At 70.7% G+C, this 26,398-nt stretch carries 27 protein-coding genes and 1 pseudogene; 18 read left to right on the top strand and 10 right to left on the bottom strand.

The genetic code is table 11. The features are described 5' to 3' along the window. The first annotated feature begins 327 nt into the window (after window positions 1–327). Window positions 328–1,287: a prolyl aminopeptidase gene (gene pip, locus ACFYY7_RS23575; RefSeq protein ID WP_388664166.1), complete on the top strand. Its 960-nt coding sequence runs from the start codon at window positions 328–330 to the stop codon at window positions 1,285–1,287. A 21-nt stretch (window positions 1,288–1,308) separates the two neighbouring features. Here pip and ACFYY7_RS23570 read toward each other — a convergent pair whose 3' ends face one another. Then, window positions 1,309–2,160 (bottom strand): alpha/beta fold hydrolase, encoded by an 852-nt coding sequence (locus tag ACFYY7_RS23570; protein ID WP_388664165.1) that lies wholly within the window; start codon window positions 2,158–2,160, stop codon window positions 1,309–1,311. A 77-nt stretch (window positions 2,161–2,237) separates the two neighbouring features. Here ACFYY7_RS23570 and ACFYY7_RS23565 point away from each other — a divergent pair, with 77 nt between their 5' ends. From ACFYY7_RS23565 to ACFYY7_RS23555, 3 genes are all read left to right on the top strand, one after another. After that, a complete protein-coding gene (locus ACFYY7_RS23565) occupies window positions 2,238–2,861 on the top strand; it encodes a sigma-70 family RNA polymerase sigma factor (RefSeq protein ID WP_388664163.1) in 624 nt (207 codons plus the stop codon). A 172-nt stretch (window positions 2,862–3,033) separates the two neighbouring features. Beyond that, complete coding sequence (locus tag ACFYY7_RS23560; protein WP_388664228.1) at window positions 3,034–3,825, top strand: NAD(P)H-binding protein; 792 nt, start codon at window positions 3,034–3,036, stop codon at window positions 3,823–3,825. A gap of 94 nt (window positions 3,826–3,919) precedes the next feature. Then, a complete protein-coding gene (locus ACFYY7_RS23555; protein ID WP_388664161.1) occupies window positions 3,920–4,915 on the top strand; it encodes an AraC family transcriptional regulator in 996 nt (331 codons plus the stop codon). Window positions 4,916–4,943: 28 nt separating this feature from the next. On the opposite strand, the gene ACFYY7_RS23550 is transcribed toward ACFYY7_RS23555, so the two are convergent. Continuing rightward, window positions 4,944–5,150 (bottom strand): DUF5988 family protein, encoded by a 207-nt coding sequence (locus ACFYY7_RS23550; protein WP_388664159.1) that lies wholly within the window; start codon window positions 5,148–5,150, stop codon window positions 4,944–4,946. Between the two features lie 139 nt (window positions 5,151–5,289). Here ACFYY7_RS23550 and ACFYY7_RS23545 point away from each other — a divergent pair, with 139 nt between their 5' ends. From ACFYY7_RS23545 to ACFYY7_RS23535, 3 genes are read left to right on the top strand one after another with little or no spacing between them, the layout of a single operon-like run. Beyond that, window positions 5,290–5,622, top strand: coding sequence for a hypothetical protein (locus ACFYY7_RS23545; RefSeq protein ID WP_351262368.1), 333 nt, complete (start codon window positions 5,290–5,292; stop codon window positions 5,620–5,622). A gap of 51 nt (window positions 5,623–5,673) precedes the next feature. Beyond that, the gene (locus ACFYY7_RS23540; protein ID WP_388664157.1) at window positions 5,674–7,266 is read left to right on the top strand and encodes a helix-turn-helix transcriptional regulator; all 1,593 of its coding nucleotides are present in this window, start codon (window positions 5,674–5,676) and stop codon (window positions 7,264–7,266) included. Then, entirely contained in the window at window positions 7,267–7,836 is a 570-nt protein-coding gene (locus tag ACFYY7_RS23535; RefSeq protein ID WP_388664155.1) for a transcriptional regulator, read from the top strand. A 58-nt stretch (window positions 7,837–7,894) separates the two neighbouring features. Here ACFYY7_RS23535 and ACFYY7_RS23530 read toward each other — a convergent pair whose 3' ends face one another. From ACFYY7_RS23530 to ACFYY7_RS23520, 3 genes are all read right to left on the bottom strand, one after another. Beyond that, window positions 7,895–8,668, bottom strand: coding sequence for a methyltransferase domain-containing protein (locus ACFYY7_RS23530; RefSeq protein ID WP_388664153.1), 774 nt, complete (start codon window positions 8,666–8,668; stop codon window positions 7,895–7,897). A 97-nt stretch (window positions 8,669–8,765) separates the two neighbouring features. Then, on the bottom strand, window positions 8,766–9,164 hold the full coding sequence (locus ACFYY7_RS23525; protein ID WP_388664151.1) for a hypothetical protein: 399 nt from the start codon (window positions 9,162–9,164) through the stop codon (window positions 8,766–8,768). A gap of 48 nt (window positions 9,165–9,212) precedes the next feature. Next, on the bottom strand, window positions 9,213–9,791 hold the full coding sequence (locus ACFYY7_RS23520) for a YdeI family protein (RefSeq protein ID WP_388664149.1): 579 nt from the start codon (window positions 9,789–9,791) through the stop codon (window positions 9,213–9,215). A 293-nt stretch (window positions 9,792–10,084) separates the two neighbouring features. Between ACFYY7_RS23520 and ACFYY7_RS23515 the strand changes: the two genes are divergently transcribed. Further along, window positions 10,085–11,464 (top strand): MFS transporter, encoded by a 1,380-nt coding sequence (locus tag ACFYY7_RS23515; RefSeq protein ID WP_388664147.1) that lies wholly within the window; start codon window positions 10,085–10,087, stop codon window positions 11,462–11,464. A 113-nt stretch (window positions 11,465–11,577) separates the two neighbouring features. Here the strand turns inward: ACFYY7_RS23515 and ACFYY7_RS23510 are convergent, their stop codons facing one another. After that, window positions 11,578–12,333, bottom strand: a complete 756-nt coding sequence (locus ACFYY7_RS23510; RefSeq protein WP_388664145.1) for a helix-turn-helix domain-containing protein — start codon at window positions 12,331–12,333, stop codon at window positions 11,578–11,580. A 225-nt stretch (window positions 12,334–12,558) separates the two neighbouring features. On the opposite strand from ACFYY7_RS23510, the gene ACFYY7_RS23505 reads away from it, so the two are divergent. The 4 genes from ACFYY7_RS23505 to ACFYY7_RS23490 all read left to right on the top strand — a co-directional run bounded on the left by ACFYY7_RS23505 (window position 12,559) and on the right by ACFYY7_RS23490 (window position 16,549). Continuing rightward, a complete protein-coding gene (locus tag ACFYY7_RS23505) occupies window positions 12,559–13,227 on the top strand; it encodes a DUF4097 family beta strand repeat-containing protein (protein WP_388664143.1) in 669 nt (222 codons plus the stop codon). Window positions 13,228–13,271: 44 nt separating this feature from the next. After that, window positions 13,272–14,081 carry an alpha/beta fold hydrolase gene (locus ACFYY7_RS23500; RefSeq protein ID WP_388664142.1) on the top strand — a complete coding sequence of 270 codons (810 nt, stop codon included), beginning with the start codon at window positions 13,272–13,274 and terminating at the stop codon, window positions 14,079–14,081. Between the two features lie 256 nt (window positions 14,082–14,337). After that, entirely contained in the window at window positions 14,338–15,654 is a 1,317-nt protein-coding gene (locus tag ACFYY7_RS23495; RefSeq protein ID WP_388664140.1) for an amidohydrolase family protein, read from the top strand. Window positions 15,655–15,817: 163 nt separating this feature from the next. Further along, window positions 15,818–16,549, top strand: a complete 732-nt coding sequence (locus ACFYY7_RS23490; RefSeq protein ID WP_388664138.1) for a GntR family transcriptional regulator — start codon at window positions 15,818–15,820, stop codon at window positions 16,547–16,549. Window positions 16,550–16,645: 96 nt separating this feature from the next. Here ACFYY7_RS23490 and ACFYY7_RS23485 read toward each other — a convergent pair whose 3' ends face one another. Beyond that, window positions 16,646–17,674, bottom strand: coding sequence for a GlxA family transcriptional regulator (locus tag ACFYY7_RS23485; protein WP_388664136.1), 1,029 nt, complete (start codon window positions 17,672–17,674; stop codon window positions 16,646–16,648). Between the two features lie 194 nt (window positions 17,675–17,868). Here ACFYY7_RS23485 and ACFYY7_RS23480 point away from each other — a divergent pair, with 194 nt between their 5' ends. The 3 genes from ACFYY7_RS23480 (at window position 17,869) to ACFYY7_RS23470 (ending at window position 20,769) form a co-directional block, all read left to right on the top strand. Beyond that, entirely contained in the window at window positions 17,869–18,459 is a 591-nt protein-coding gene (locus ACFYY7_RS23480) for a cysteine hydrolase family protein (RefSeq protein ID WP_388664134.1), read from the top strand. Between the two features lie 112 nt (window positions 18,460–18,571). Further along, window positions 18,572–19,411, top strand: coding sequence for a DUF3626 domain-containing protein (locus ACFYY7_RS23475; RefSeq protein WP_388664226.1), 840 nt, complete (start codon window positions 18,572–18,574; stop codon window positions 19,409–19,411). A 128-nt stretch (window positions 19,412–19,539) separates the two neighbouring features. Continuing rightward, window positions 19,540–20,769 carry a PQQ-binding-like beta-propeller repeat protein gene (locus ACFYY7_RS23470; RefSeq protein ID WP_388664132.1) on the top strand — a complete coding sequence of 410 codons (1,230 nt, stop codon included), beginning with the start codon at window positions 19,540–19,542 and terminating at the stop codon, window positions 20,767–20,769. A 54-nt stretch (window positions 20,770–20,823) separates the two neighbouring features. Here the strand turns inward: ACFYY7_RS23470 and ACFYY7_RS23465 are convergent, their stop codons facing one another. Then, window positions 20,824–21,819, bottom strand: a complete 996-nt coding sequence (locus ACFYY7_RS23465; RefSeq protein ID WP_388664130.1) for a GNAT family N-acetyltransferase — start codon at window positions 21,817–21,819, stop codon at window positions 20,824–20,826. A gap of 52 nt (window positions 21,820–21,871) precedes the next feature. Here ACFYY7_RS23465 and ACFYY7_RS23460 point away from each other — a divergent pair, with 52 nt between their 5' ends. Further along, the gene (locus ACFYY7_RS23460; RefSeq protein ID WP_388664129.1) at window positions 21,872–22,480 is read left to right on the top strand and encodes a TetR/AcrR family transcriptional regulator; all 609 of its coding nucleotides are present in this window, start codon (window positions 21,872–21,874) and stop codon (window positions 22,478–22,480) included. A gap of 101 nt (window positions 22,481–22,581) precedes the next feature. On the opposite strand, the pseudogene ACFYY7_RS23455 reads toward ACFYY7_RS23460, so the two are convergent. Then, window positions 22,582–23,055, bottom strand: a pseudogene (locus ACFYY7_RS23455) (CorA family divalent cation transporter); the annotation flags it as partial. Window positions 23,056–23,221: 166 nt separating this feature from the next. On the opposite strand from ACFYY7_RS23455, the gene ACFYY7_RS23450 reads away from it, so the two are divergent. Then, window positions 23,222–24,643: an alpha/beta hydrolase family protein gene (locus tag ACFYY7_RS23450; protein ID WP_388664127.1), complete on the top strand. Its 1,422-nt coding sequence runs from the start codon at window positions 23,222–23,224 to the stop codon at window positions 24,641–24,643. Window positions 24,644–24,695: 52 nt separating this feature from the next. On the opposite strand, the gene ACFYY7_RS23445 is transcribed toward ACFYY7_RS23450, so the two are convergent. After that, the gene (locus ACFYY7_RS23445; RefSeq protein ID WP_388664125.1) at window positions 24,696–25,235 is read right to left on the bottom strand and encodes a L,D-transpeptidase family protein; all 540 of its coding nucleotides are present in this window, start codon (window positions 25,233–25,235) and stop codon (window positions 24,696–24,698) included. Between the two features lie 503 nt (window positions 25,236–25,738). Between ACFYY7_RS23445 and ACFYY7_RS23440 the strand changes: the two genes are divergently transcribed. Continuing rightward, window positions 25,739–26,398 carry a protein kinase gene (locus ACFYY7_RS23440; RefSeq protein WP_388664123.1) on the top strand — a complete coding sequence of 220 codons (660 nt, stop codon included), beginning with the start codon at window positions 25,739–25,741 and terminating at the stop codon, window positions 26,396–26,398.

Below are 26,398 nucleotides of genomic sequence, written 5' to 3'. Positions count from 1 at the left end.
ACAGAACGGGGTCTCACCCCGAGATGTCGTCGTCACCCACCATGTCTGGTCTCCTCAAAACGTGATCAACGCTCTCGCGAGCTTAGCAGCCGCCCCTCGGCGGCCCCTCGCAATTTCTTGCCGTACGACGGCCGTACGACGGCCGGACGGCCGACTGCAGACCGAGGTCGGCGGCCAGGCAGGAGAAGGGCATCCACGAGCCCTCCGGGTCTTACGCATCCCTCGCGGATTCCTTCGGCGAGGTGGGGGACGATCACGCGGTAGTGCGTATGGTGTTCGGCTTGTGCCTTCGACGAACTCGACGAACTCGATGTGGGAGAACCGGACATGACAGCCCCGTATCCACCGATCGATCCCTACGACCACGGGATGCTCGACACCGGCGACGGAAACCTCATCTACTGGGAGACCTGCGGAAACCCCGACGGGAAGCCCGCCCTCGTCGTCCACGGCGGCCCCGGTTCGGGCTGCTCGACGGGCCCGCGCAAGTCCTTCGACCCGGAGCGCTACCGGATCATCCTCTTCGACCAGCGCGGCTGCGGCCGGAGCACACCCCATGCCGCCGACCCCACCACCGACATGAAGCTCAACACCACCGAGCATCTGATCGCCGACATGGAGCAACTGCGCGAACACCTCGGTGTCGAGCGGTGGTTGCTGTTCGGCAGCTCCTGGGGGTCCACGCTCACTCTCGCGTACGCCGAACGGCACCCGGAGCGGGTGTCGGAGATCGTCCTCGCCGCTGTCACCAGCACCCGCCGCTCCGAGATCGACTGGCTCTACCGGGGCGCGGGCCGGTTCTTCCCGGATGCGTGGGAGCGATTCCGCGACGGTGTCCCCGAGGCCGACCGCGGCGGCGACCTCGTCGGGGCGTACGCGCGTCTCATGGGCAGCCCCGACCCGGACGTACGGGCCAAGGCCGCGACCGACTGGTGCGCCTGGGAGGACGCGGTCCTGTCCGCGGAGCCGAACGGCTCGCCCAACCCGTACGGCAGCAGGCCGCCCCGGGCCATGCTGGCGCTCGTACGGATCTGCTCGCACTACTTCGCGCACGGAGCCTGGCTGGAGGAGGGGCAGTTGATCCGCGATGCGGGACGCCTGGCGGGCATCCCCGGCGTCCTGATCCACGGCCGCCTCGACATCAGCGGACCGCTCGACACGGCCTGGGAACTCGCCCGGGCCTGGCCCGGCTCGGAACTCGTGGTCGTCGAGGACTCTGGCCACAAGGGCAGCGCCGCCATGGGCGAGGCCCTGTACGAAGCGTTCGAGCGGTTCGCGCAGGAGTAGCCGGCAGGAGGGGTGCGGGCGTCAGCCCAGGAACGCCGCGACGGTTGCGGTGAACCGGTCCGCGTCGTCGAGCCAGGGGTAGTGACCTGCCCCTGGCTGTACGACGAGTTCGGCATCGCGGAACGACTCGCCCGCCTCGGCCACCGACCGGGGCGGGCTGTTCACGTCGAACTCACCGGCGAGCAGCAGGACGGGGGCCCCGAAGCCGGCGAGCGCCGCACGGGTGGCGTCCGGAGCGAAGGCGCCCTCGGCCGCGAAGAGGGCGACGGCCTCCTCATTGTCCGGCCGGCTCGCCGCCAGGTGCTGCCGCACCGTGTCGTCCCACCGGCCGTAGAAGAAGGGGCTGATGGCCTCCCAGTCGCTGCCGGTTCCCCCGGTGACCGCCTCCAGGGCGGCGTACGCCGTCGGGAACCACGGTTCGTCCCTGCGAAGCCGGGCGAGCTCACGCCGCGCCTCCCCGGTGATCGTGATTCCGAGGGCCCGGGTGCCCGGGGCGATCAGGGCGAGCCTGCCGACGTTCTTCGGGTGACGTGCCGCGTACTGCGTCGCGAGGTTCGCTCCGGCCGAGTGGCCGAGCAGATCGATCCGGGGGAGTCCGAGGTGGATGCGCAGGGCCTCGACGTCCTCGACGAGGCGGTCGCAGCGGTAGGAGGAGGTGTCGTCGGGGACCGCGGACCGCCCGGTGCCGCGAAGGTCCAGGACGATCAGCCGGCGGTGCGCGGACAGGCCGCCGAGGTCGCCGAGGTAGCGGGAGTCCGCGGGACCTCCGGGGATGCAGACGACCGGGTCGCCGTCGCTATTGACAGAGCCGTCTCCGCCTCCGTGTATGCGGTAGGCGAGCCGGGTTCCGTCAGGGGCGCAGAAAGTGGGCATGGCAAGGACCATGCCAGTCATAACCAAGTTGTACAACCTGGTTATGGTTGGACAGGTGCGAGGTGTATAACCGATACATGGCAGGCGAAGAGAGCGCGCACCGGGTCCCCGAGACGCTGACCGAGGAGCAGGCAGGGCGGATGCTCGCCGACATGAACGAGGTCATCCGCGCGGGCGAGGAGATGCGGAAGCTGCGCGCCGAAATGATCAAGCTGTTCATCGGCTTCGGCTGGACGCAGGAAAGGATCGCCCGGCTTGCGGCCATGAGCCAGCCCGCCGTGTCCAAGCAACTGGCGAAGTACCGGCTGGACGACGAACCGCCGCCCCCGATGGTGCTCTCCCTCGACCAGCACGACATCCCATGGCTCGAAGGACGCCTGTGGGCCCTTGCCGAGGAGATCTCGGAGACCCTCGGTGACGCCGCCCGCTGCACCCGCTACGTCAACGACATCGCCCGGGGGAAGAAGCGCTTCACCCCCGAGAACGTCGACGAGCTGCGACGCCTCGTCGAGGAGGACCTGAGACGGCACCGGGCGACGATGCCCGGCAGCTACCAGGAGGCGTACGACAGGATCAGCCGAGGCCTCGACGTCCCCCCGAAGGCGACCACCGCCACCCCGGCCTCCGCCACCGCATCGGCCTCCGTGCGCCGCACCCTCGCGCACCGGATCCAGCGAGACCGGCTCAGGGGCGACGCCTGACTGACGGGATCCGACTTTGGACGCACGCGTATGGAATTGAGCGTTGTGGCTATGGTTCGTCTCGCCGGGGCAGCGTTGACTGATCGGTATGACGAACGAACAGGACATCCAGCAGAGCACTCAGCAGGACATTCAGCAGGACATTCAGCGGGCCGACTCGAAGACGATTCTCGTGCTCGGCGGCACCGGAAAGACCGGGCGCCGTGTGGCGGAGCGGCTCACCGCGCAGGGGCTGCCGGTGCGCGTGGGATCCCGTAACGCCGAACCGTCCTTCGTGTGGGAGGACCCCGACACCTGGGAGGCGGCGCTCGACGGAGTCGGAGCCGTCTACGTCACCTACTACCCCGACCTCGGGTTCCCCGGAGCCGCGGAAGCCGTCGGCGCCTTCTCCGAGCTCGCCGTGAAGAAGGGCGCGCGCCGGCTGGTACTGCTCTCCGGACGCGGTGAAGAGGACGCGGTCAACAGCGAGAACAAGCTCAAGGAGTCGGGCGCCGACTGGACCGTCGTGCGGGCCAGCTGGTTCAACCAGAACTTCAGCGAGAGCTTCTTCCTGGAGCCCGTCCTCGCCGGTGAGCTCGCACTGCCGACCGCCGACGCGGTGGAGCCGTTCGTGGATGTCGAAGACATCGCCGACGTCGTCACCGCCGCACTCACCGACGACAAGCACATCGGCAGGACGTACGAGCTGTCCGGGCCCCGGTCGCTGAGCCTCGGTGATGTGGCCGCCGAGCTGTCGCAGGTCACCGGCCGGGACATCACGTACACCCCGGTCGCCCTCGACGACTACCGGGCGTTTCTGCGGGAGAATGAGCTGCCCGTCGAGTTCGCCGACCTGTTCGTCCTGATCCTCGACGGGCGCAACGCCGACGTCGTCAACGGCGTGGAGGAGGTCCTCGGCCGCAAGCCGCGCGACTTCTCGGCCTTCGCGAAGGATGCCGCCGCCACCGGCGTCTGGAACGTCTGACACTGACAGCGCCAGGCGGCACCCGGCAGCATCTGAGGTGCCCGGTACGGATTCGGCCCGGTGCCGGGCCCTCGAGCCGAATGGGGATCACCACATGGACGTACTCACCGGACTCCTGGACGGGCCGAAGGCGCGCGGCGCGTTTCTGTTCAAGTCGGTCTTCGACCCGCCCTGGTCGCTCCGCGTCGAGGACCGCGCTCCGATCTCCCTCGCCACCATGGTCCGGGGCAGCGCCTGGGTGATGCCCGACGGCGGTGTTCCGGCCCTCATCGGTCCCGGCGACATCGCCGTGCTGCGCGGCCCCGACCCGTACACGATCGCCGACGCGCAGGACACCCCCGTCCAGGTCACCGTCGGCCCTGATCAGCGCTGCAGCACCACCGTCGGCGAGGACGTCACCGACACCATGGCCCTGGGGGTGCGGACCTGGGGGGACCCGCTCGGGCAGGGCTCGTCCGTCATGCTCAGCGGTACGTACCAGGCGCCCGGGGAGATCGGCCGCCGGCTGCTGGGCGCCCTGCCCACCCTCCTGGTGCTGCCCGCCGCCCTCGTCGCCACCCCGCTCGTACCCCTGCTGGCCGAGGAGATCGGCCGCGATGAGCCGGGACAGGAACTGGTCCTCGACCGCCTCCTCGACCTGCTCTTCGTCAGTGTGCTGCGCGCCTGGCTCGCCGAGCCGGACGCCGGTGCGCCGGCCTGGTACCACGCCCGGTCCGACCCCGGGGTGGGGCCCGCACTGCGACTTCTGCACGGTGATCCGGCCCATGCGTGGACGGTGGAAACGCTGGCCCGCAAGGTCGGTGTCTCCCGGGCGGGCCTCGCCCGCCGCTTCACCGAGGTGGTGGGGGAGCCGCCGATGACCTACCTGGCCACCTTGCGCCTCGCCATGGCCGCCGACCTGCTGCGCGAATCGGACATCACGGTGGCCACGGTGGCGCACCAGGTCGGCTACAGCAGCGCGTTCGCGCTGAGCTCGGCGTTCAAGAGGGTGCGGGGGGTCAGTCCGCAGGAGTACCGCAGGAGCGGCGCCTCGCAGATCGTCCTGCCCTCGGCGACGCCGTCCCGGACCGTGGTGCTGGGCGGGGCGTGACGTCCCGATCCGCCCGAGGAGAGGGGCCCTACCCGGGAACCTCCGTGCGCTCCCACCACTCGTAGACGGGCAACTGCCCCTCGGCCGTTTCCCGGTGGCGTGCCGTGGCCCTGAAGTGCTCGTACCCGCCACGGAACGGGATCTTGATGTCGGGCCCGGGTGCGGTGAGGGGGACGACCCGGTCGGGGAGATCGTCCGGTCCGCCTTCGAGGACTGCTTTCGCTGCGTCGGTCATGGCGAGAGTTTCTCCGGGTGGTGGTCCGGCTCCTCCGTGACGCGCCGAAGGGCTCACCGCAGCCTGCCGCGCCCCACTCCGACGGCGTGCATGGTAACTTTCCAACAAGTTGAACAGTATGGCGCCGGGAGGTGGGCGGGTGCTGCAGATCCAGATCGGTGCCGAGCGCGCGGCGGACCCGGACGACCGCCTGATGCGGACCACCCTCGGGTGGCGCCGGGGCATGAGCGAGGACGAGGCATGGGAAGCCGGCCGGGGCATCTGGAAGTTCAACGCCGACCGGGCCCTGTCGCAGGACGAGGTGCAGATCATCAACACCGAAGGCACTGTCCTCGCGGTCGCCAGGATCATCGGCATCTCCAAGCACGGTGACCGTTACGCTCTCGAAGGTGAACTCCTGCGCGCCGACCCCCGTGTCGGCCGCCCGACCGGTAGCCCGCATCTGTCCCGTAACCCCGTCACCTACATCTGATGCGTCCGACAGGTCTCATGACACCCCGGTCGCCGCGAAAGGAGCGCTCCGGTGAGTGACTTCGACGCCATCGACGCGCTGCTCGCGGACGTCGGTCCGCAGGCCGAACTCCCGCCGCCGGACGTCCGGCGCGAGCTGCGGGAGCAGGCCAGGCTCTCCAAGGCCCAGGTGGCCCGAGCGCTCGGAGTGAGCCCCGGCACGGTCGGCGCGTGGGAGGGCGGCCGCGAGCCGTCGGACGAGATCCGCGCCAAGTACGCGTATCTGCTGGACGGACTGGCCGCCAAGTTCCCCGCCGGGACGGGGCAGGAATCGGCGCCCGCGGAGGATGAGGCCGGGGCCGGGGCCGGGGCCGGGGATGAGGCCGAGGGCGCGGGCTCGGGCGAAGACGGGAGCGCGGGCGAGACCGGGGACGAGGTGGAGTTCCTCGCCGCCGCCGAGCCGTGTGTGCTGTGCGGAGCACCGGCCAGGCACCGGGTGGCGGGCTTCGCCCAGCACCTGGACCCGTCCGACTGCCGACTCGCGACCGCGACACCGTCCACCGTCGAGCAACCGGCTGCTCGGCAGCCGACTGCCGCGCCGTCCACTGCCGAGCAGCCGACCGCCACGCAGCCCACACCTCCCACCGCCCGGCCCGCCCGGGGCCCGGCCAAGCGTGCGTTCCAGGTGCAGTCCGGGCCCGGGGACCTGATCGGGCAGACGGTTCAGGCGGCGCTCGCCGAGCACCGGGGCGATGTCGAAGCGGCCCTCGCGGCGCTGCTGAAGCGGGCGATCCCGGACGCGATGCGGCTGCTCGACGAGACCCGCAAGGGCGCGCGGTACGACATCGTCGCGCACCCGTGGATCCCGGACATCCTGCGCAAGCAGACCTCCAAGGGCGCGGACCGGATCTGGGAGGCGCGCCCGAAGTGGACCCGCCATGAACTGCCGCCCGGCCGCCACGAGGTGACCGCACTCGACATCAACGGCGCCTACCTCTCCGCCCTGAAGACCCACCTCCCGCTCGGCCAGCTGGAACACAGCGCCGGATTCGCCCACGACCGCCGCCGCGCCGGCGTCCACCTCATCACCCCGCCCGAGTGGGAGCACGGGGCGGTGCTGCCCAACCCGATCGGCAACCGGGACGAGCCCGGCCCGCTGTGGGTCACCGAACCGACCCTGCGCCTCCTGCTGCGCCTCTCCGGCCCCAAGCACGCCCTGTGCGCGCCCCCGGAGATCCACGAGTCCTACACGTCCGGGGCTACGGAGAACCTGCTGGAGAAGTTCCGCGTCGCCCTCAAGGAGGCCAGGGACACGGCGATCGCCGACGGCGACGAGGTGACGCTGGAGTACGTGAAGGCGATGTACTCGAAGTTCGTCTCCACGATGGGGGAGTCGAACTACAACCGCGAGCTCTACCGCCCGGACTGGATGCACATCATCCGCAGCCAGGCGTTCGCCAACCTCTGGATGAAGGCCCTCAAGGCCCACGACGAGGGACTCACCGTCGTACGCGCGATGGGCACCGACGAGCTCCACGTGATCGGTGACTGGCACCGTGTCTTCCCCGAGGGCCGTGGCGTGACCGAGGTCAAGACGAAGGACACCTACACCGCGGGCAGAGACGACTCCGAGGACACCGGGGTCATGTCGGGGGAGGAGGAGTAGATGCCCGAGAGGACCATCGACTTCGGGAAGTTCGGCGCCCGGGGCATCAAGGGCAGCGACGCCGTCGCACGCAAACTCGACGAGCTGGCGGACGGCGTCGTCACCCCGGTGACCGTGAAGCGTGGTCTGATGGCGCGCCTGCACTACCTGACCAGGACGGAGCACAGCCGCAGGGCGGCCAGGGACGCCGGGCTGACGGTGACCGACCGCACGCTGAAGGCGTGGCTGGAGGAGCGGCGTCGGCCGTCGAACGCCAACCTGGAGCGCATCGACGCCGCCTACCGTCAGGTGCGCCGCCAGAACGTCGCCCGGTACCTCCTGCGGCGCCTGAACGCCGGTGGCGGGACACGGGTGGAGATCCACCCGCTGAACCAGTCGCAGGTGCCGCGTCCGCTCCAGCGGATGGTGGAGTACCGCACGATGAACGTCCGCCGCTGGGACCGCATCGTCGAGGCCTGGGCGGCCGGCGACCACCAGGGCCTGGACGACGCCTGGGAGGACGTCATCGTCGACCTGGGGTCGCAGTGGGGGCAGTACGAGTACGTCACCAACATCGGCTTCGCCGCGTAGCCGACCGGCCCCGACGCCTTGCGGGAAATGCCCGGCCCGCCCGGTCCGCTGAGCCCGCTCAGCCCGCTCGGTCCACGGGGACCAGCGTGAGGTAGGCCATCCCGAGCACTCCCCGGTAGCCCCGCAGCCAGCTCGCCCGGTGCCGGTCGACCCGCTCGCGCGTCTCCTGCGCCAGCGGGTGGTCCGGGTGAGCGGCGAGCCACTCCTCCACGTCCGACTGGTAGCCGGACTCGAAGTCCTCCCACTCGTCCTCGCCGGCCGTCTCGATCCAGGCGGGCCGGAATCCGGCGGCCGCCGCGACTTCGACGAGTCCGGCCAGGTCGTGGAGTTCGTCGGCACGGGCGTCCGGCCACATCGCGGCCAGTTCGGCGGAGGTGGGGGAGCGCTGCCAGAAGGTCTCGGCGAGCAGTACCCGCCCCCCGGGCGCGACGATCCCGCGCAGCGCACGCAGCGCGTCGGCACTGTGCCGGGGCGGTTCCTCGTCGCTGAGGGCGTGACTGGACCCGAGACACAGGACGAGGTCGGCCGGCCCGTGGAACGTTTCGGCGGCGGACCCCTCGACGAACTCCACACGGCCGGTCAGCGCACGATCCTCGGCGTTCGCGCGTCCCCGGGCGAGGTCCTCGCCGTTGAGGTCGATGCCGATCCCGGTCGCCCCCGGCACCGCGTCGAGGACGCGGAGCATCAACTCCCCCCAGCCGCAACCGATGTCCAGGACCCGCGCCGGGGCGGCCCGGCCGAGCCGGTCGACGATCCGCGCGGCTCGCGCCTCGGAGAGCGGACCATGGAAGGTGAGCCGGGTCAGGCGCGGCGGAAGATCGTTCTCAGTCATGCGGCGCAGGCTAGCTCCGAAAGGTCCGCCATGAACACCGAGTTATCGCCCCGCCGAGTCGGACCGGTCAGAGCCGACATGGTCAGAGCCGACATGGTCAGAGCCGATACGGCCACAGACCGACGTTCTCCTTCCCGACCCGGACCTCGACCCATGCCGCGTCGACGCCGTCCGGCGGTGGCGGAACCGCGAGTTCGAACAGGAGCAGCGCGCCACTCACGTCCAACAGCGCCGTGCCGTCCCCGGTGGGACTCAGCCGGCCCCGGAAGACGATGTGTTCACCGTCCTCCCGGAATCCGGGCGGGCCGGAGGCGGCCGGCCGGGTGTTCGCCGCCCAGACGATGTCCTCGTCGACGGTCCACTCGACATGGTGCTCGCGGCCCACTTCCTCGGGGGCACCGTGCCAGAGCACCACGGCGGTGCCCACCGCGCAGCGCACTCGGACCCTCGCGGGCTTCGACGGGACCTGCCGCACCGCCTCTGTCCGGACCAGCATCCCGCCATCATCGGCGAAGCCGCCGCTCAACCGGACACCGCCCTCGGCTCATTCCGGCGGATCCGCGTGCGCCAGCCGGTGCAGGGCCTTGTCGAGCCGGGCCTTCCGGGTCTCCGGGGTGAGCGCCTGGAGCAACGGCAGGATCAGCTGGTAGCGCCCCGACCGGTCGAGAGCCTCGAACGCCTTCCTGGCCCCGGGATCCGCATCGAGCGCCGCCACCAGGTCCGGCGGTGCCGTCGCCGTCCGCTGCGACTCGTACGCTGCCGCCCACCGCCCGTCCTGCTGGGCTCTGCGCACCTCGGCCAGCCCGGGTTCACGCATCCGTCCCGCGGCCGTCAGCTTCGCCACCTTGTCCACGTTCACCTGCGACCACAGGCTCCTGGGGCGGCGCGGCAGGTACTTCTGGAGGTAGTACTGCTCGTCGAGCGACCGGCGTTGTCCGGAGATCCAGCCGTAGCACAGCCCGATGTCGACCATCTCGTCGTCGGTGACCGTCGCGATGCCGGACTTCTTCTTGGCCACCTTGATCCATATGCCGGTGCTGTGTGTGCCGTGCTCGGACAGCCAGCTCTCGAACGCCTCGGCGTCCGTGAACGCGATGACCTCCACCCCGTTGATCTCGTCCATGCGGCTCAGATTATCGGCCGGCGGACTGTACCGTTGGGGCCGCCCGATGCCGGGGCAGCGAACGACCCATGAGGAGCCAGGACATGCCCGGTCGCCCGAGCACGCGTTGACACCGTAGGCCGTGACCGGCCTGTCATCGCGTGCTGCCTCCGATGTGCGGCACAGCGAGCCTTCCCCCGCCCGAACCGTCGGCGCAGCCGTCGTACGCCGGGTGGCGGGCACCTTCTTCGGCGACCCGAGGGATTCCTGTGCCGTCCGCTTCCTCCTCCGTTCCTTCCCCCGTTTCCGCTTCCGTGCCCGATTCCGGGCGCTCCGATCCGTCCGGCCTGTGGCGGGACGCTGATTTCCGCAGGCTCTGGGTGGGCCAGACGGTCTCCCAACTCGGCGAACACGCAAGCCTGGTGATCCTTCCGCTGATCGCCGTTCTGACCCTCGACGCGGACGCCGGCCGACTGGGTACCCTCCGCGCAGTGGGGCAGATGCCGATCCTGCTCTTCTCGCTCCTGGCCGGCGCGTGGGTGGACAGATGGCGGACCCGTACGGTCATGGTCCTGGCCGATCTCGGCCGGGCCGTGGCGCTGGGATCGGTCGCCGCGGCCGGTCTCCTGGGCCTGCTGGGGCTGCCGGTCCTGTTCGTGGCAGCCTTCGCCATCGGGACCCTGTCCGTGTTCTTCGACGTGGCCTACCAGGCGTCCCTCGTACGACTGGTGGGGCGCGATCAGCTGGTACGCGGCAACAGCGCGCTGGAGGGCAGCCGTTCCGCGGCCCAGACCGGCGGCCCCGCCCTCGGCGGCATGCTGGTCTCCCTGCTGTCGGTGCCGGTCGCCGCCGCGTCCGGCACGTTGTTCTTCACGCTGTCGTTGCTGTCGATCCGGCGGATCCGCCGCGACGAACCCGTCCCGCGGCGCCTGAAACGTCCCGATCGGGTCCGGCGGCGGATCAGTGAGGGGCTCCGCTTCGTCGCCGGCGATCCGGTGCTGCGGAGGGTGGGGCTCGCCTCGGCCGCCTTCCAGTTCTCCTTCGCCGCGATGATGACCGTCCACCTGCTCTTCCTGACCCGCGAACTCCACCTCTCGGGCACCGCCGTCGGGACGGCGCTCGCGGCGACGGGGCCGGGAGCGCTGCTGGGCTCGCTGCTCGCCGCCCGGCTGCCGGCCCGGTTCGGCCACGGCCCGGTGCTCGTGTCGGCGGCGGTACTCGGCGACGGCGTGATGCTGTGCGTGCCCGCGCTGCACGGGCCCGCCGGGGTGACGGTCCCTTCGCTCATCGCGGTCAACCTCGTGTTCGGGGCCTCCGGCCAGTTGGTGAACGTCACGGTCATGGCCGTGCGGCAGGCCGTCACCCCGGACGGGATGCAGGGCCGCGCGGCCGCGACGATCACCTTCGCCGGCATGGGCCTCACCCCGGTCGGCTCGCTGCTCGGCGGGTTCCTCGCGCAGGAGTGGGCGCCGCGCACCGCTCTCCTGGTGACGGCCGCGGGGCTGATGGTGTCCCCCGCCCTGATGGCCCTGTCCCCGCTCGCCCGCCTGGGCCGGACCCTTCCGGCCCCGCGCACGCACCGTTGCGGACCACGTCGCAGCGCCCCGGAACGGGGGAGTGCCCGGGGCGCTGCTGCATGTGGTGCGGCGGTTGGTCTGCTCCTAGCTTTGACCCTCGTACTGTCGTTCTGCTGATGTCCGGCTGATGTAGCACTGACGCCACGACGTCCCCGTCAGGGAACCAGGACCAGCCGGCCGCGGATGGGCCTGACCCGGCAACCGGACGCGACGGCCCGACCCGGGGCTGCTCATCCGCGGTCCGAATGGGGCGTGGCCGCGTCGCCCGAAGCAGGTTCGGGGTTCGTGTACAGGATCTCGCGGGCCTGCTCCGCGGCGCGGGCGATGCTCTCGCCGACGAAGTCGACGAAGCGGGCGATGTTCTCCAGGCGGACGGCGGCCGGGGTGTCGGGGCCGAGGACGCCGACCCCCTGCCGGGCGGTCTGGGCGAGTTGGGCGTTGGCTTGCGCGGCGGCGATCATCGACCGGTACCAGACCTCGTCGTCGACGAGGTAGCGCTCGCGGCGGCGTTCGTCCCGTTCGCGGCTGATGAGGCCCTGGCTTTCGAGGTACGCCATCGCTTTGGAGATGGACGCCGGGCTGACCTGGAGGCGCTGGACGAGCTCGGACGCGGTGAGGCTGCCGGCGTCGCTGGTGAGCAGGCAGGTCAGCACCCGGGCCATCATCTGGGGCAGGCCCTGCTGCATCAGGAGGGTGGTGAACACCTCCTCGTACTCGCGCACGGCTTCGGTGTCGCGTCCGTGGGCCTGCTCGGGCGCCTGCGGCCCGCGGGGGGTGGCCTGCCTGCGCCGGTGGGCGCGGCGTTCGGTGGCGCGGTGGGCCAGGTCGGCGCGGTAGGCGGTGGGGCCGCCGTTACGCATCACCTCGCGTGTGATCGTCGAGGTGGGGCGGTCCAGGCGTCTGGCGATCTCCGCGTAGGCGAGCCCGTCGGCCACCCCCAGCGCGATCTGCTGGCGTTCCTGCTGGGTGAGTCTGCCTCCCGGCACCGCGATCTCCCTTCACGCTTCCTTGATGCCCCCAGCATAGCGTTCACTCTCCATTCAATGCAACGAACGGAGGGCTGACGTTGCATTAAAATCTGAATCGTTGCAACGATAATTGGCCTCTCACCTGCATTGATACTCATCGAGTGCAATACAAATGTTGCTCGATCCTCGAACGCAACGTAGCGTTTGCGATGTCAGAAACGACGAACGCAAAAGGAGAGCACGATGCAGAACTTCGACACCGCCACCCCGATCTCCGCCGTCCTGGACATCCCCGCCGGGCGCGTGCAGTTCATCGCCGCCGACCGGACCGACACCACCGTCGAGGTCCTGCCGGCGAACGCCTCGAAGAGCCGCGACGTGAAGGCGGCGGAGCAGGCCGAGGTCGCCTACGCCGACGGCGTGCTGCGGATCGGCGCCCCGGCGGCGAAGAACCAGTACTTCGGCCCCTCCGGATCCATCGAGGTCACCGTCCAGCTGCCGGCCGGATCCCGGGTCGAGGTGAAGTCGTCCTGCGCCGAGTTCCGGGGCGTCGGACGGTTCGGCGACGTCGCCTTCGAGGGCGCGCAGGGCGTGATCAAGGTCGACGAGGCCGCGGGCGTCCGCGTCACCACCTCCGGTGGCGACGTGTCGATCGGCCGTCTGGGCGGCCCGGCGGAGATCAGCACCGGACGCGGTGACATCCGGATTGCCGAAGCCGTGCGCGGCGCGGTCGTGCTGCGCACGCAGATGGGCGACGTGTCGGTCGGAGCCGCCGCCGGGGTCTCCGCCTCCCTGGACGCCGGCACCGGCTACGGCCGGATCCACAACGCGCTCAAGAACACCGACGGCGACGCCGGCCTGAGCATCCACGCGACCACCGACCACGGCAACATCGACGCCCGCAGCCTCTGAAAGCACCGTTCCCGATCCACTTCCAGCCCGGAGAAAGAGGAACCATGACCACCATCGAGCAGTCCGCCTGGACCGGCATGGTGCCGGTGGACGACACGGCCCTGGCCGTCACCGACACCGGCGGTCCCGGAATCCCCGTGCTCTACCTCAACGGTCAGTTCGCCACTCAGGGTTACTGGCGGCGGACCATCGCCGAGCTGGGCACGGGGTGGCGGCACATCACCTACGACGAGCGGGCCCGCGGCAGGAAATCGAGGCGTTCGGCGGACTACTCCTTCGCCGCCGCCGTGAGGGACGTCGACGCCGTTCTCGCGGCCAGGGGAGTGGACCGGGCGCTGGTGGTGGGCTGGTCCTACGGAGCGTTCGTCGCGGCGCACTGGGCCGGCCGGAATCCGGACCGCGCCCTGGGCGCGGTCCTGGTCGACGGCGCCTTCCCGCACGACTGGCTCGACGAGGCCATGGAGCAGCGGATCCGGAAGCTGTTCCGGCGGATGGGCTGGTTCACACCGCTGCTGCGCCCGACGGGCCTGACCCCGCGGATGACCGCCGAGCAGCAGGCGGACAGCAACATCGAACTCGGCAGGCTCTCCCGCGAGCGCGAGCTGGGCCCCGTGCTGGACGGCATCACCGTTCCGGTGCGGTACGTGGTCGCTTCGGGGACGTCGCTGGGAAGCCGCGGTGACGAACAGGAGCGGATTCGGGCCAGCCTCGACGGGGTGACCGCCCGCAACCCGAACATCAGGATCAGTGCGAAGGTCGCCAGCAACCATGGTGCGATCCTGAGAAAGGACTTTCTGGCCATCGCCGATGCCGTACGCGAAACCAACTCGATCAGCCGCTCCACGGCGCCCTGACCGTGACCGGTCAACGAGCACCTGGACCGGTCGATGACGCCCTGACCGGTCCAGGCGCAGTGGCAGTCGGTGTGCTCCCGGCTCGATGCGCACTTGATGGACGAAATATTCGTATACCAACACCTGTACAGCGAGAGATTCATTGGGGGAATTCCGGACGAATGCTGCGATGAACTCACGGGAGCCTTGCTCGGCCCGCCGTGTTGGTATACAAACTGGTTTCCGTTTGCATCCCGCGTCAAGCCGAAGGAGTCCCATGACGCCCCCTCCCTCCACGCCGTCCCGACGCGGTGTCCTCGCGGGCGCCGCATCCCTGGCGGGTGCCGGTGTCGCCATGTCCGCCGGTATCTCGCCCGCGGTGGCCGACTCCCGCGGCGATTCACGCCGTGAGCCCCGCAACGCGGTGGTCTTCCGCGACGTGCGGCCCATGGGTGCCGCGAAGCCGGTGGACCTCACGGTCGTCGACGGCCGCATCACGCGCGACCCGGCGCCCCGGGGCGCCAAGGTGATCGACGGCGGCGGGCGCATCGCCCTGCCGTCCCTGGTCGACGCGCACATCCACCCCGACAAGACGACGTGGGGCGGTGAATGGGTGTCACGCAAGCCGGCCGACACCATCGCCGAACTCGCCCAGCAGGACGCGGAGTTGTTCCGCAGCCAGCGCCGACCGGTGTCCGAGCGCGCGTACGCGCTCATGTCGCACGCCGTGACCCGCGGCACGCGCGCCATGCGGGCGCACGCCGACATCGCCCCGGCCTACGGCCTGGCCTCCGTGGAAGGCGTGGGGCAGGCGCGCGAGCGGCTCAAGCACGCGCTCGACGTACAGATCGTGGCCTTCCCGCAGCACGGCGTCATCCGCACCCCCGGCACCGCGGAACTGCTCAGGGATGCCGCCCGCAGCGGACTCATCGACATGGTCGGCGGACTCGACCCGATCAGCTTCGACCACGCCATGGACGAGCAGCTGGACCTGCTCTTCGGTCTCGCGGACCGGTACGGCGTCGGCGTCGACATCCACCTCCACGACCGGGGTGTGAACGGCACGACGGTGCTGCGCGCCATCATCGACCGCACCCGGGCCCTGTCCCTCAAGGGCAAGGTGACCGTCAGTCATGTCTTCTGCCTGCCCGGCCTCTCCGACGCCGAACTGGCGAAGACCGCCGCGGACCTGAGCGATCTGGACATCGCCCTGACCACCGTGGCGCCGAGCGCGTCGCTGGTCCTGCCGATCGAGAAGCTGCGCGAGCACGGCGTACGGGTCGGGCTCGGCTCGGACGGCGTGCGTGACTCCTGGAGCCCCTTCGGCAACGCGGACATGTTCCACCGGACGCACCTGCTCGGCTGGGTCACGGACGTCCGCCTCGACAAGGAACTGTCCGCCTGTTACGAAGCCGGCGCGCACGGCGGTGCCGATGTCATGCGGCTGCCCCGCGCCGACCTCTCCCCGGGCTCGCCGGCCGACTTCGTCCTGCTCCACGCCGAGTGCCTGCCGCAGGTCGTGGTGGACATGCCCGCGCGCGACATGGTGGTGCACGGCGGACGCGTGGTCGCCCGCGACGGCCGACTGGTCTGACGGCCGACCGGCCTGACAGGTGCCGGTTCTCGGCTCCCGAGCCCGGACCGGGTGACCCCGGTGGAGTCCCGTCGCCCCAGCGTACGCATAAGGTGACGGGACGCCCCGGAGACCAGGCTCGGGCGCCGGGACAGGCCGGGAAGGCACAAGGAGGACGGCACACGTGACGGCAGGCACCGGCCGGAAGGGCGACGGAGAACAGCCGTCCGCCCCGGCGACGCGCACCCCGCTGAGCGAGGTCGCGCGCCAGGCCGTCAGGGACCGCATCATCGACGGCAGCTACGCCCAGGGCACCCGGGTGGTGGAGCGCGAGATCGCCCAGGACCTCCAGATGTCGCGGGTGCCGGTGCGCGAGGCACTGCGGGCCCTGGTGGAGGAAGGGCTGCTCGACCTGTTGCCGCACAGCGGCGTACGGGTGCGCCGGCTGGAGCGCGCCGACGTCGAGTACCTGTACGACGTGTGGGAGCCGCTGGCCATCCAGGCGTCCCGCCTCGCCGCCCGCCGCGTGGCCCTGTCCGTACCGGGTGAGCACGGCGCCCTGGCGGAGCTGCGGGCCGTACTGGAACGGGCGGAGGCGGCCGCCTCGGCCGGGGACCGGACCCGGGAGAACGGAGCCGGGACCGCCTTCCACGAAGGGATCGTGGCCCTCGCCGACAACCCGCTGCTGGCCCAGCTCATGCAGCGGCTGAACGGTCAGCTGCGACTGCTCTTCGGCCTGAACACGGAACCCGCCCCCATGCGCGCCCAACACGGTGAGATGTACGAACGCATCGCCGCGGGAGACGCCGACGCGGCGGCGGCGATCACCCTCCTCCACGTACGCAAGAGCCGGGAGCTGGCCCTGCGCGCGGTGACGGGGACGGGCCCGGACGTGGGCCGCTCGACCGAGGTGTGAGAGCCGGGGTGTGAGAGCCGGGGCGGAGGAGGAGCCGCATACGGCTGCCCGCCCCCACCACGCACGTCAACCTGTACGGGCTGTATGGGACGGCTCTCAGCTCCTGCGTCGTCGGCCGCCCCGTGGTGACAGGCCGTCGGAGCCGGCCCGGAACCGGAGCCGGTACTCCGTCGGTGTGGTGTCCAGCGTCCGGCGGAACGCCCGGATGAGGGTGTCGGTCGTGCCGAACCCGCAGGTGGACGCGATGCGTTCGAGGGTGGCGTCGGTGGATTCGAGCTGGTTGCGCGCCCTTTCGACGCGGACCGACTCGACGTACGCACTCGGCGTCATGCCGAGCTCGGCCTTGAAGATCCGGGTGAGCTGCCGCTCGCCGACATGGGCGAACGCGGCGAGGTCCGCGACGGTGAGCGGTGCGCCGATATTGCCCATGACGTGGTGGCGGAGGTCCTCGATGCGGCGTGTCGTGGAGACGGGTTCGAGGGGAACGCTGAACTGGCTCTGTCCGCTCGGCCGCTTCAGATACATCACGAGCTGCCGGGCGACGCGCAGCGCGACGGTCTCGCCGAAGTCGTCGGCGACGAGGGCGAGCGACAGGTCGAGACAGGCGCTGATGCCCGCGCCGGTCCACACGTCGCCCTCGCGGATGAAGATCGGGTCCGCGTCGACCTCGACCTCGGGGTGGTCGGCGGCGAGTTGTTGCGCGGTCGACCAGTGGGTGGTGGCGCGCTTGCCGTCGAGCAGCCCGGCGGCGGCGAGGATATGTGCTCCGACGCAGACGGAGGTGACCCTCCGCGTCCTGGCGGCGAGTGTCTTCACCCAGCCGACCACGGCGGGGTCGGTGAGGGCGTGCACCCGGCGCCGGCCGTCGACCTCGACCGACCCGGGCACCAGGAGGGTGTCGATGCTCCTCGTGGACACCTCGTGGAACGTGGCGTCGGGGAGGATGCGCACGCCGGCGGAGGTGGTGACGGGGTCCATGGTCTCGGCGGCGAGGACGACGGTGTAGCCCGCCTCGTCGTCCGTCTCGCGCCGCAGGAGGGCGAACACCTCCGGCGGTCCGGTGACGTCGAGCAGGTCGACACCTTCGAAGAGGACGATGACGACGAGCCGTTCGACGGCGTTCATGGGGTCTCCGCGTTCATGGGGTCCGTGTCCGGCCGGCCGGACACCGCGATGTCGGTATCTGCATGTTAGATGGCATTGCCGACATGCTCCGGCCGACCGTAGCGTTCTGGAGTCGGCTCACCGCGTCGGTGGGCGACAGATCCTGGCCCGGTGCGCGGCACGCGATACGGCACAAGACCCGAGGCGGTAATTCCATGGCTACGACGACTCTGCGCGAACTCAACGGCTTCGACGAGACGCCCGCGTCGCTCGCCGATTCGACCCTGATCCTGGTCGACTACCAGAACACCTATGTCGGTGGCGTGATGGAGCTGGAGGGCTGGCAGGCCGCGCTCGACTCGGCCGCCGCGCTGCTGGGCCGGGCCCGCGAGGCGGGCACGAAGGTCATTCACGTCATCAACGACGGCGGCGAGGGCACCCCGTACGACATCCGTGCGGAGATCGGCCGGATCCACCCGGGCGTGGCGCCCATCGAGGGCGAGCCCGTCGTCGTGAAGAAGGCCCCGAACGCCTTCGTCGACACCGACCTGGCCGAGCACGTCGACGCCGCCGGCAACAAGGACGTCATCGTCGCGGGCTTCATGACGCACATGTGCGTGACGTTCACGACCGAGGGCGCGTTCCTGCGGGGAAACCGGCCCACCGTGGTCGCCGACGCCTGCGCGACGCGCCCGCTGCGTTCGCTGGGCACCGAGCTGACCGCCGACCAGATCCATCGCAGCGCGCTCGCCACGATCTCCGACCTCTACGGGGTCGTCGTCGAGACCGGGAAGTCCCTGGTCTGAGCGCCGTGCCGGCCGCGACGGACCGCGGCCGGCGGGAATCCGGGTGTGCCGGTCGAGCGGCCCGGGGCACACTGCACGGATGATCTCCGACGCGTCCCGGACACCGCAGGCCATGGCCATCCGCCACGTCGCCGGGTTTGCGTCGGGTCCTGCGCTGGACCCGGCGCTGCGGGTGACCCTCAACTTCCACCCGGACCGCCTGCTGCAGGGCAAGCCGATCCTCGAAGCCCTGGCCGAAGACGGTGTCTACCGCTCCCAGTTCGTCACGGGGACCAGCAACGGCGGACTGACCGCGCATCCCGGCGGGGACCGGTGGCGCTGGGAGAGCCGGATCTTCGGTGGGGCGTACGACGCGGTGTCCGCTCATGAGCGACCCGTCTACGGGGCGCTGAACTTCCGCCGCAAGCCGGTCGGAGGTGCGCCGCGGTTCGGCTCCGCCCACTTCCGGCTGACCGCACGGACCCTGGCGCGCACCACGTTCTGCTACCCGGACAGCTTCCTCGACCCCTCGGACTTCGGTGTCGCGGCCCGCATGGGGCTCGTGGCCCTTGCCCTGGCCGACAGCCAGGACGAGCTCGACGACTACGTCGAGGCCCAGGTGCACGGACCGGTTCTGCTGGACCGTCATGTGGAGGCGCTGGTTCTGGACCCGTGCTACCGAGGCACGGCTGTCGAGGCCGCGGCACGGCGTCTGGGCTGCCCCGTCGAGTGGCACCCGGGATTCCGCCTCGGGGTCGAGACGCTTCGCCTGCACCCCGGCTACCGGGGGCAGGAGTACGTCGAGCTGGGCACGCGGATCGCCGTCGGCGGCGTACTCGATCCCCGCATCGTCGGGGACGCGGCACGCGACGGCCGCCACGACCCCCAGGCGGTCAAGAAGGTGTGGCACTGCCTGGCCCGCTTCGGGGCCCCCGGTGCGGGTGGTGCCGGTGGTGCGACGGTTGCCCTGTGACGGGACCTTCACGGCTGTGTCCCGGCTGTGTGCCATCCGTCGGTCGGCCGGAAATCGATGGTTAGCCTGGCGGCGCTCAAGGGGTCCCTGGGGGACGTCGGAACAGCCGGACGGAAGTGGGAACAGACATGGGCGGTCGTGACGGGCACGTGGTGTCACGCAGGCGGATACTCGGGCTGGCCGGGACCGGGCTGGGGCTGGCCGTGTTCGGGGCCGGTGTCGTGGGGTGCGGTCCCGAGGAGGAAGCGGATGCCTCGGGCGGGGGTTCGAAGCCGGGCGGGGGCAGGAGCGGTGACACTTTCACCACCCCGCCGCCGGGCACCGCGCCCGAGCCGCTGTGGCGGGCGGCTGCCGCGAACACCAGCCTGTCCGGCAACGAGGCGCTCGCGGTGATCGGGAACGTGGCTCTGGTGTCGGGCGACCCGCTGGTGGGACGGGACATGGCCACCGGCAAGGAGAAGTGGTCGCGCCGCGGCGTCACCACACCCGGTGCCAAGCTCATCCTCGGCGGCGGCACGCTCTACCTCGCCGGCGCCGAGTACGACGGCGACGTGGTGGGACTGGATCCGGCGACCGGCAAGGAGACCTGGCGCAGCCGCCTGGGCAAGCAGTTCGAGCAGCCACGCCCGATCGCGGCCGACGACCGCCATGTGTACGTGATCGCCGGCATCCTGGAGAAGGACTTCACGACGCCGAACAACGTGATCGCCGCGATCGACACGACGTCCGGCAGGATCGCCTGGCGCGAGCAGCGCGACGCGGGGACCGAGGAGTTCGGCATCACCGCCGCGGCCGTCGACGGGCGCCTGGTCTACACGGACTACCGGGAGAACGTGACCGTCCGCGACACGGCGACCGGCCGGCAGGTGTGGACGAAGAAGATCAGCCGGTCCAACAACCGCCACTTCGCCATGCACAAGGATCTGGTGATCGTGGCGGACGGCCGGCGGCTGCGGGCCTTCGAACTGGCCGGGGGAAAGGAACGCTGGTCGCTGCGGACGGAGGAGTTCAGCTCGTTCAACGACCCGCACGTCCTGGACGGGGTGCTCTACGCGGCCGACAGCGCGCGCGGCCTGTGGGCGGTGGATCCCGGTACGGGCAAGCAGATCTGGCACAACGAGGACCTGCGGGAATCGGCGACGCAGGCGTGGCAGTTCGCCAAGGTGAAGGGCACCCTGTACGGCGCGACCGAGTTCGACAAGGACGGCGGCGTGCACGCCTTCGACGTGGCGACCGGGAAACTGCGCTGGACCTACAACGACAGGACCGGCGACATCCAGCAGTGGTACGTGGTGGCGGGGGGCGACCGGCTGGCAGTGATGCACGGGAAGCGGATCTACGCGCTCCCCGCCGTGTGATCCGGACACCCCGGGTGGAGCGTCCAGGGGGCCGGGCCCATGGCTTCGAAGCACCTACATGTCTTCCCAGGCCATCGAGCTCATCCGCCAGCCGGTGGGCGTCCGTACGAACTGGACCGTCTTGCGGCCGGATCCCTCGAATCGCTCGCCGTCGCGGATTCCGGACTTCCGGTATTCGCTGGACCGGTGCGCGATGGACCCGAGGATTTCGGTCCGCTCGGCGACCTCCCATTCGGAGAACTCGGTCAGCGTCCCGTCGGTGAGCATTTTCTCCCGGGGGCCGATGAAGGAGTCGAGGTCGTAGACCACCGGCTCGGCCCCGACGCCCGCGGCGCCACCGGTGTTCGCGATGATCGTCGCCTGCGGGATGAACACCTCACGGACGGCATCGAGGTTCGGCCGGCTGCCGCCGGTGTTGGTGAACGCGCCGAGGAAGGCGTGCATCAGCCGGTCAAGTTCGGCCTTGACGTCGGACGAGCCTTCGGCTGCGGGTTCGGCCCCGGCTTCCTGTGAGGGCCACTCCTCGGAGAGGACCGACCAGACCTCGATGTCGCGCCGCTCGCCCCGGTACTCGGTGTGCTTGCGCAGCACCCCGTCACGGGTCATCCCGAGACGGCGCGCGACTTCGACGCTCCGGGTGTTGCCCGCCGCGACCCACCATTCGACCCGGCTCATCCCGCGCTCCGCGAAAGCCCAGTCGATCAACGCCTTGCACGCCCGGGTCACCAGCCCCCGGCCCTCCCCGGCGGCCTCCAGCCAGCAGCCGACCTCGCACACTCCGGAGGCGCTGTCGAAGCGCGTGAACATGACGCCGCCGACCAGCGTGCCGTCCAGCCAGATCCCGTAGATCCGGGCGGCGTCCTGGGCCTGCTTGTCGGCGTAACGCTGGAGGACGGCGGTGGCGGAGGCGCGGTCCGTGCTGAAGGTCGCCCAGGGTATCCAGGGGTCCACATGGGGCCGTGCGCGGTCGATGTGGGCGAGGAACTCCGGCGCGTGCCAGGGCTCCAGAGGGCGGAGTCGAGCGGTGTCGCCGAGCGGCAGTGTGAACACGGATACCTCGTCCCTGGGTACGTAACAAGCGTTCGGTACGTAAGGTAGCAGCATGCCGCCCGCACCCGGAGACCGTGAAGCACGCCGCGACGATGTGTCCCGGGCGGTGTGGGACGTACTCGCCGACAAGGGGTTCGGCGGGCTGACGCTGCGTGCCGTCGCAGCCGCGATGGGCGTCTCGACCGGGATGCTCATGCACTACTTCCCGACCAAGCGGGCCTTGATCGCGCATGCCCTGGACCTGCTGGAGAAGCGCACCGCGGAACGTCCGCGCCGCGAGCGTCCGGCCGAGGGCCTGGCCACCGTGCGGGCCATGCTGCTGGACATCCTGCCGCTGACCCCGGGCGACACCGCCCGCAACCGCATCTGGGTCAGCTCCTGGGATCTGGCCCTCGCCGACGAGGGGCTGGCCACGGACCAGGCCGGCCGCTACACCCGGCTGCGCTCGACGCTCAGTCCGCACTTCGAGGCCGCGCGGGGCCTGGGCGAAGTCCCCGAAGCCGCCGACCCGGAGCAACTCGCCGCCACGGCGGTCGCGTTCACCCACGGGCTCGTCGTCCAGGCCCTCTTCGACCCCGGCCGCTTCCCCGAGGATGTACAGATCGCCATGCTCGACGGCTTCCTCGCCTCGGTCGCACCGCTGCGGCCCGCACGGCGATGAGCCCATGCCCGGTGGTTCCGGGCGCGCACATCGCGCCACAGGTCGTCGACGCCCTCGCCGTCGCGCAGCTTCCGCCGGATGCGGGTGCGGTGCAGCGCGTAGAGGGCGATGAGCAGGAACACCGCCTGCAGTCCCACGGCGAGCAGCCAGAAGACGTCCCTGCTCTCCAGCTCGTCGGTCAAGTAGCTGAAGTCCATGCCGAAGAACCCGGGCAGGAAGGTCAGCGGCAGAAAGATCGTCGACACGATCGCCAGCCGGTTGATCACGCTGTTCTGTTCGCCCGACACCAGTGAGGAGTATGAGGAGTAACTGGCGAAGGCGCGGCGGGCGGAGTTCTGCAGCGACTCGATGTCCGTGAGCACCAGCCTCGCCGTGTGCTGGTAGTCGCGGGCGAGCTTCTGGCGCTCCTCGGGGAACCCGGGGTTCATCATCCGGCGTGTGAAGATCTCGTCCGTCACCTGGAGGTAGGGCAGCAGCGCGTGGTGCAGGAGCGCCCCGCGTCGGCGCAGCCGTGCCAGACGGTAGACGTGCTGGGGGACCCGGTGCTGGAACATCTCGTCCTCCAGGTCCTCCACCTCCAGCAGGGCCTGCACGGCGGACCTGCGGCGGCGCGGACCACGGACCGAATCACGCCCGCGCAACCACCGTTTCCCACCCGGCGGACGGGCGTCCGGGCTGTTCGGGGGAACGGCCTGTGTCGTGCGGGGCGGTGCGGGCGTCCCGGCTCCTACGGTCGCCGGTATGACGTACGTATCGCAGGAGGAGTCCCGGCCGAGCCGGCGCACCGCGCTCACCGGACTCACCGGGCTCGTCGGTTGGGGCGGGGCCGCACTGGCCGCCGGTTGCACTCCCGCGAACAGAGCCCCCTCCGCGCAAGGGCCCTCGCCCGCGCCCACGGCATCGGCCACCCGTTCGCCGGCCGGCACCACGCCCGGCGCGATGACGCTCTTCCAGGACCCGGCGTTCAACTTCAACGGCCTGTGGGCGCTCGGCGGGGCGGGGTTCGGCGGCAGCGAGGTGGGCGAGGTACTCACCGCCGTGAACACGATCAACAAGGCCGGCCTCTCCTCGCAGACGTACGTCGAGACCTTCAAGAAGCTCGGCGACCGGCTGATGGGGGCGCCCCAGGGCAGCCGGCCCGACCGGCAGACCAGGCGCTTCCGTGCACTGCGCGCCGCGCAGTACTACGCCCAGGCGCTGTTCTTCGTACTTGGCTCCGACGCCCCCGCCGGTGAGGAGCAGCTGTACAAGTCGGGGCGCGGCGCCTGGGACACGTTCTGCGAGCTGTCCGACCCGGCGCCGGTGACGTCGGACGTTCCGTACGGGCAGACCCCGCTGCCGGTGTGGTTCTTCCGCCCCGACGACTCCGGCAGGCAGCGCCCCACCGTGATCCTCACCAACGGCAGCGACGGGCAGAACGTCGACATGTGGGCCTACGGTGTCTCGGCCGCGGTGGAGCGTGACTGGAACGCCCTCGTGTACGACGGGCCGGGCCAGGGGCAGTTGCTCTTCGTGAACCGTGTGGTCTTCACGCCGCGCTGGGAGACGGTGGTCACCCCGCTCGTCGACTGGCTGGTCGCCCGTTCCGACGTGGACCCCGACCGGATCGCCCTGACCGGGCTGAGCATGGCGGGCAACCTGGCTCCCCGGGCCGCGGCCTTCGAGAAGCGGATCGCCGCTCTGGTGGCGATGCCCGGATGCCTGGAACCCTGGCTGGGCTTCCCGCCGGAGATCCGGAAGATCCTCGCCCCGGGCAAGGCCGAGACCAACGACATCTGGAACAAGGAGGTCGTCCCCGGACTGTCCGCGGCCGATGCGGCGACGATGAAGAAACGCTTCGAACCCTTCTCCGTACCGGCGATGCTCGCCGCCCGCGAGGGCAAGGTCTTCACCGACTTCTACACCCCCGCCAAACGCATCGAGTCACTGACGCTCACGAGTGTCGTGGACCGCATCACGATGCCGACCCTGGTCCTCGACTACGAGTACGAGCAGTTCTATCCCGGACAGCCGCGCCGGATGTTCGACAGGCTGACGTCCCCCAAGGACTACGTGAGACTCACCGCGGCCACCGGAGCACAGCTGCACTGCTCCCCGATGGCTCCGCAGCAGCACTGCGATGTCGTCTTCGACTGGCTGCAGGAGAAGCTGGCGGGGCGCTGACAGCCGTGGGCGCGCCCAGGGCCGAGGCCCGGAGCACGCCCACTCCCCGGTGTCAGACGACGACGAGATGCTTGGGGGCCGCGCCCCGGTCGAGGTTGCGGAACAGCTTCTTGATGTCCTCCGGGGCGAGCTTGATGCAGCCCGCGGACTTGTAGTCGCCCACGCCGTCCCAGCGCCGGCTCTCGGTGCTGCCCTGCCCTCCGGTACGGGTCATCTCGCTGTGGATGAAGAGTTCCGTGCGCGTGGTCCGGCCGTTCTTGCACGTCTTGTTGCTCAGGGGGATGGCATAGCCCTTGATGAGGTTGCCGTTGTAGCGGGTCTGACGGGAGCCGACGGTGTAGGTGCCCGCGGGCAGCCATCCCTTGGCCGAGGCGCATTCGTCGCGCCCCTTGGCGTGGTTGCGGCCGAGTCCGGAGCCGGCGCGGAAGACGGCCTGCGTCTTGTTGTTGCGTACCACCAGCAGCCGGGAGTTCTGCGGGTCGGCGGAGTTCCGTACGAACTTCAAGGTGGTGACGGCGGCGGCAGCGGTCGGCCGGCCGCCGGCCGCGGGGGCGGCCTGACCGCTCGGGGCGGTGACGGCGGCAACGGTCATCAGGGCCATGGCACTCAGGCCGATGGCGGCGGCACGGACACGCAGGGGAGAGGCAGAGGTTGAGGCTGAGGTAGAGGTTGAGGTTGCGGACATGGGTGACTGCTCCTTCGACGGGTGGTGGAGCGGCAGGCCCCGGGAGTCCGGGGCGCCGTGGACCAACCATGGGCCCTCGGGGAGGCGGTACGGAACGCCCGGCGGCGATGCGCCGATGGGCGGTCATGCATGCCCTCATGCGCACCCCATGCACCGCTCCTGCCTGCGCTTATGCATGCCGGATGAATATCGGACGCGGTGCGGTCGAGCCGTGGGCAGGCAGTGGGCACGGGGCGGGTCCGGGGCGGGAGCAGGACCGCGCACCCGTGCCGGGCATCTCGGGTTCGAGTCGATTCCGTTCTGCTGCCGGTGGGCGCGGCGCAGGCGTGGGATCTTCGACACGGTCCCGCGAGGGCGGGGCCAACCCGACGCGGGTGGCGTGGCGGGTGTCCGAGCGGGGTGGGGCGGCTGTGAGGGTTCTGGTTGGCCGCTACGAGTTGGTCGCGTTCATCGGCCGGGGAGGAATGGGGGAGGTCTGGGAGGGGCACGACCGTGTGATCGAGCGCCGCGCCGCGGTCAAGCTGCTGCCGCACGACCGGCGGGACACCTCCGGCGCGGAGCTGTTCTTCCACGAGGCGCGGACCGCGGGCGGTCTGAGCCACGCGGGCATGGTGACGATCTTCGACCTGGGGCAGGACCCCGACGACGGCACCTTCTATCTGGTGATGGAGTTCCTCGCCGGACGGGACCTGGACACAGTGCTCCGCGAGGACGGTCTGCCCGAGGTGGCCACCGCCGTGGACTGGGTGGCCCAGACCGCCGAGGCGTTACAGGCCGCGCATCCCGCCGGGGTGGTGCACCGGGACCTGAAACCGGCGAACCTCATGCTCACCCGGGGCGGCCGGGTGAAGGTCCTCGACTTCGGGATCGCCCGGTACAGAGCGTCCACGCACAAGTCGAGCAAGGTCATCGGCACGCTGGCCTACATGCCCCCGAGCGTTTCGGGGACTTCCCGGCGGACGCCCGCTCGGCCCGACGGGGTCGTGTACGTCGGCAGCGACGACAAGAAGGTGTACGCACTGAGCGCCACCACCGCCAAAGACGGCCGGGCGCAGCCGCGTTCGGACTGA

It is taken from the genome of Streptomyces sp. NPDC001933, assembly GCF_042890955.1.
GTDB lineage: Bacteria > Actinomycetota > Actinomycetes > Streptomycetales > Streptomycetaceae > Streptomyces.
Note: the sequence above shows the minus strand (reverse complement) of the source record. Positions and strands in the feature narration are given on the sequence as shown.

Coding starts and splice junctions, on each gene's coding strand:
- pip (WP_388664166.1), top strand. CDS start 328: ATGACAGCCCCGTATCCACCGATCGATCCCTACGACCACGGGATGCTC.
- ACFYY7_RS23570 (WP_388664165.1), bottom strand. CDS start 2,160: ATGCCCACTTTCTGCGCCCCTGACGGAACCCGGCTCGCCTACCGCATA.
- ACFYY7_RS23565 (WP_388664163.1), top strand. CDS start 2,238: ATGGCAGGCGAAGAGAGCGCGCACCGGGTCCCCGAGACGCTGACCGAG.
- ACFYY7_RS23555 (WP_388664161.1), top strand. CDS start 3,920: ATGGACGTACTCACCGGACTCCTGGACGGGCCGAAGGCGCGCGGCGCG.
- ACFYY7_RS23550 (WP_388664159.1), bottom strand. CDS start 5,150: ATGACCGACGCAGCGAAAGCAGTCCTCGAAGGCGGACCGGACGATCTC.
- ACFYY7_RS23535 (WP_388664155.1), top strand. CDS start 7,267: ATGCCCGAGAGGACCATCGACTTCGGGAAGTTCGGCGCCCGGGGCATC.
- ACFYY7_RS23530 (WP_388664153.1), bottom strand. CDS start 8,668: ATGACTGAGAACGATCTTCCGCCGCGCCTGACCCGGCTCACCTTCCAT.
- ACFYY7_RS23525 (WP_388664151.1), bottom strand. CDS start 9,164: ATGCTGGTCCGGACAGAGGCGGTGCGGCAGGTCCCGTCGAAGCCCGCG.
- ACFYY7_RS23520 (WP_388664149.1), bottom strand. CDS start 9,791: ATGGACGAGATCAACGGGGTGGAGGTCATCGCGTTCACGGACGCCGAG.
- ACFYY7_RS23505 (WP_388664143.1), top strand. CDS start 12,559: ATGCAGAACTTCGACACCGCCACCCCGATCTCCGCCGTCCTGGACATC.
- ACFYY7_RS23500 (WP_388664142.1), top strand. CDS start 13,272: ATGACCACCATCGAGCAGTCCGCCTGGACCGGCATGGTGCCGGTGGAC.
- ACFYY7_RS23495 (WP_388664140.1), top strand. CDS start 14,338: ATGACGCCCCCTCCCTCCACGCCGTCCCGACGCGGTGTCCTCGCGGGC.
- ACFYY7_RS23485 (WP_388664136.1), bottom strand. CDS start 17,674: ATGAACGCCGTCGAACGGCTCGTCGTCATCGTCCTCTTCGAAGGTGTC.
- ACFYY7_RS23480 (WP_388664134.1), top strand. CDS start 17,869: ATGGCTACGACGACTCTGCGCGAACTCAACGGCTTCGACGAGACGCCC.
- ACFYY7_RS23475 (WP_388664226.1), top strand. CDS start 18,572: ATGGCCATCCGCCACGTCGCCGGGTTTGCGTCGGGTCCTGCGCTGGAC.
- ACFYY7_RS23470 (WP_388664132.1), top strand. CDS start 19,540: ATGGGCGGTCGTGACGGGCACGTGGTGTCACGCAGGCGGATACTCGGG.
- ACFYY7_RS23460 (WP_388664129.1), top strand. CDS start 21,872: ATGCCGCCCGCACCCGGAGACCGTGAAGCACGCCGCGACGATGTGTCC.
- ACFYY7_RS23450 (WP_388664127.1), top strand. CDS start 23,222: ATGACGTACGTATCGCAGGAGGAGTCCCGGCCGAGCCGGCGCACCGCG.
- ACFYY7_RS23445 (WP_388664125.1), bottom strand. CDS start 25,235: ATGACCGTTGCCGCCGTCACCGCCCCGAGCGGTCAGGCCGCCCCCGCG.